The 3,876-nt window shown below is 58.2% G+C and carries 5 protein-coding genes; all 5 read left to right on the top strand.

Translation table 11 applies throughout. The features are described 5' to 3' along the window. A partial coding sequence (gene lepA / locus AC1D1P_RS17000) for a translation elongation factor 4 (RefSeq protein WP_477673779.1) occupies nt 1-1,222 on the top strand: 1,222 nt, incomplete at its 5' end. 11 nt (nt 1,223-1,233) lie between these two features. Beyond that, a complete protein-coding gene (gene lepB / locus AC1D1P_RS16995; protein WP_457279377.1) occupies nt 1,234-2,205 on the top strand; it encodes a signal peptidase I in 972 nt (323 codons plus the stop codon). Between the two features lie 71 nt (nt 2,206-2,276). Next, entirely contained in the window at nt 2,277-2,618 is a 342-nt protein-coding gene (locus AC1D1P_RS16990; protein ID WP_457279376.1) for a DUF4845 domain-containing protein, read from the top strand. Continuing rightward, on the top strand, nt 2,619-3,320 hold the full coding sequence (rnc, locus tag AC1D1P_RS16985) for a ribonuclease III (RefSeq protein WP_477673778.1): 702 nt from the start codon (nt 2,619-2,621) through the stop codon (nt 3,318-3,320). Between the two features lie 174 nt (nt 3,321-3,494). Then, on the top strand, nt 3,495-3,876 hold a 382-nt coding region (era, locus tag AC1D1P_RS16980), incomplete at its 3' end, for a GTPase Era (RefSeq protein WP_477673780.1).

Below are 3,876 nucleotides of genomic sequence, written 5' to 3'. Positions count from 1 at the left end.
CAGTTGGTACGACGCTTATGTGGGCGTCGTCATGCTGGTGCGTGTTGTGGACGGCCGGCTTGCCAAGGGTGACCGTATCAAGCTGATGGCCAGCGAGGCGATGTACAACGCCGAGCAATTAGGCGTCTTTACTCCGCATACCGAGCCTCGCCAGGCACTCGAATCCGGCGAGGTGGGTTTTGTCATCGCTGGCATCAAGGAGCTTCAGGCGGCGCGGGTCGGCGACACCGTGACCCTGATCAAGCCCGGGACAGGCGGCGCTGCCTTTACCGCCACCGAGGCCTTGCCCGGCTTCAAGGAAATCCAGCCTGCGGTGTTTGCCGGCCTGTATCCCTCAGAGGCCAGTGAATACGAATCCCTGCGCGATGCACTGGAAAAACTCAAGCTCAATGATGCGTCGCTGCACTATGAGCCGGAGGTCAGCGAAGCGTTGGGTTTCGGGTTTCGCTGCGGTTTCCTGGGGCTGCTGCACATGGAGATCGTCCAGGAGCGGCTCGAGCGGGAATTCGATCAGGATCTGATCACGACGGCCCCCAGTGTGGTCTATGAAGTTCTCCAATCCGACGGAACCCTCCTCAAGGTTGAAAATCCCTCCAAAATTCCCGACGGCGGAAAGGTCAACGAGATCCGCGAGCCCATCGTGACCGTGCACTTGTATATGCCGCAGGACTATGTGGGCGCCGTGATGACGCTGGCCAACCAGAAACGCGGCGTCCAGCTGAACATGGCTTACCACGGCAAGCAGGTCATGTTGACCTACGAAATGCCACTGGGCGAGATCGTGCTGGACTTCTTCGACAAGCTCAAGTCCGTCTCCCGCGGCTATGCGTCAATGGACTACGAATTCAAGGAGTTCCGGGCATCCGATGTGGTCAAGGTGGACATCTTGCTGAACGGCGAGAAGGTCGATGCGCTGTCCATCATCGTCCACCGCAGCCAGTCGGCCTACCGCGGCCGGGCGGTGGTGGCCAAAATGCGCGAGATCATTTCCCGGCAGCAATTCGATGTGGCCATCCAGGCGGCGATCGGGGCCAACATTATTGCGCGTGAGACAATCAAGGCGCTGCGCAAAAACGTGATCGCCAAGTGCTACGGCGGCGATATTTCACGCAAACGCAAGCTCCTTGAAAAACAAAAAGCGGGTAAAAAACGCATGAAACAAATCGGTTCCGTTGAAGTCCCTCAGGAAGCCTTCCTGGCCATTTTGCAGGTGGAAGATTGATGCGCGGCGCAATGAGCACGATCACGGCCGTGGTGCTGGCCGCCTTTGTGGGTTATGGCGCTGCCTGGTACTTCGGCGTCGTGGACGGAAACTTTTCCCTGCTGCTGTTCCTGGCATCGGTGGTCACCGGGATTTACTGGCTGGCCGAGCGGTTTTACTTTTTGCCGCAGCGCTACCGCGCGGCGGCAGCATTCGAGGAAAGTGCTGCCAGGCGGCAGGCTGAGCTCGCCGGCAAAGGCATCAGCCAGGTCGACAACCATGTTGACGAAGCCAGAACCCGGCTCATCATGCAGCCCTGGTGGCTGGATTGGACCGCCGGCCTGTTCCCGGTGATCGTGGTGGTTTTCCTGTTGCGCTCCTTCCTGTTTGAGCCCTTCAAGATTCCTTCTGGCTCCATGATCCCCACCTTGCTCGTCAACGATCTGATCCTGGTCAATAAATTCCATTACGGCGTTCGCTTGCCGGTGCTCAATATCAAGGTACTGGACAACAACACCCCGCAGCGCGGTGATGTGATGGTGTTTCGCTATCCGCCAAAACCGAGCCTGGATTACATCAAACGGGTGGTGGGTGTGCCCGGGGATGAGGTGGCCTACCTGAACAAGAAGCTGACCATTAACGGCAAGCCTCTGGTCAAGACGCCTTTGCCCGACTTTTTTGACGAAGATATTTTGCGTTACGCCAAACAGTTCGAAGAGGTCAATGGGACAAAGAAATACCGCCTGCTGAATGACGACTCCCGGCGGGCCGGCCTCGATGAGCGGGAGGTCATGGACTTTCCTTTCAAGGAAAATTGCCGTTACAGTAGCGAGGGCGTTGTCTGCAAGGTGCCTGAGGGGCAGTATTTCATGATGGGCGATAACCGCGATAATTCGCTGGATTCCCGTTATTGGGGGTTTGTTCCCGATAAAAACATCGTCGGCAAGGCCTTTTTTGTCTGGATGAATTTCGGCAACCTCAAGCGTATCGGTTCTTTCGAGTAGCCGCTTTTTTGGCACACTTTGGTGTACCAAGGGCAATACGACAGGACTTCCTAGTCAGAGCAGGAGAAAAAATGAAACATCGTCAACGTGGCATTTCCTTTATTGGCCTTCTGTTTGTGGGCATTGTTCTTGTATGTGGCGGCATTTTGGCTGCCCAGGTTGCCCCGACGCTGATTGAATATCAGGCCATCCTCAAGGCCGCCGGAAAGGCGAGGGAAGGCAACACGGTGGCTGAGGCCAGAACTATCTTTGACAAGGCCGCCCAGATTGACGACATCAAGTCAATTACCGCCAAAGATATCGAAGTGACCAAAGAGGGTGACAAAACTGTGGTGTCTTTCGCCTATAACAAGGAAATCCACATGGCCGGCCCAGCTTATCTGCTGCTCAAGTACAACGGCCGTGCCAAGTAAGTGCGAGCGAGTGCTACCYCAAGTCCTGGTCTGCTGGCATTGCAAAAGCGCCTGCAGCATGATTTTTCCGACCCAAAGCTGCTCCAGCAGGCGCTGACGCACCGCAGCTTTTCGACCGACCATAACGAACGTATCGAGTTTCTGGGCGATTCCGTCCTGAACCTGGCTGTCGCGGGGCTGCTCTACGAGCAACTGAGCACCCTGCCTGAGGGCGACCTTTCACGTGTGCGGGCCAACCTTGTCAAGCAGGACACCCTGCACAAACTTGCTGTCGTGCTTGGCCTGCCGGACCTGGTACGGCTGGGTGAGGGTGAGGCAAAATCCGGCGGACAGAAGCGGCCCTCCATTCTCGCCGATGCGCTGGAGGCTGTGATAGGCGCCGTTTACCTGGACGCCGGCTTTGAGGCGGCCAACCTGCTGGTGCGCCGGCTGTTCAAAGATGTGGAAATCAACCCGCAGATGCAGGCCATCGGCAAAGATCCGAAAACCGAATTGCAGGAGTGGTTGCAGGGGCGCAAAATGAACCTGCCGATTTACCGCGTGGTGGGTACCATGGGTGCGGCCCACAAGCAGACCTTCGATGTGGAATGCGAGATCACCGAGTATGGCCGGGCCGAGCGCGGGATCGGCGGCTCCCGCCGGGCCGGCGAACAAGCCGCCGCCGCCGCCATGCTGATGTTTGTCAAGACACTGGATTCCTGACTCCGAGCCGGCAGCCGCCCGAAGGCCGCAGGCCAACACACCAAGATTATGAGTACAGGTAAAAAAGAACCGAAAAAACCGGTAGCTGCTGCGGCGACTCCCTCTGCAGTCGCGCCGAAAAAGCGTCAAGCCAAAGCCCCGCAAACCGTGCAGCCGCCCGATGCGCTGGAAGCCATGCTGGCGCAGGCCCTGTCTTCGCGCGGCGCGGCCGTGCCAGCCACTGCTGACACGCCGCCTGCCGGCGAGCAGCGCTGTGGCCTGATCGCCATCGTCGGCAAGCCCAATGTGGGTAAATCTACCTTGCTCAATGCGCTTGTGGGGCAAAAGATCAGCATCACCTCGCGCAAGGCCCAGACCACGCGCCACCGCATCACCGGCATGCGCACGGTCAAGGCAACGCAGTATGTCTTCGTGGACACGCCGGGCTTCCAGACCCGGCACGGCAACGCGCTGAACCGCTCGCTGAACCGCACCGTGGTCGGCGCCGTCAATGATGTGGACCTGATTGTCTTTGTGGTGGAAGCCGGTCAATTCAACCAGGCCGACGCCAAGGTTC

Source organism: Polaromonas sp. P1_E1_2, assembly GCF_056406035.1.
The sequence above is the reverse complement of the archived record's forward strand: the minus strand, read 5'-3'. Positions and strand labels throughout refer to the sequence as shown.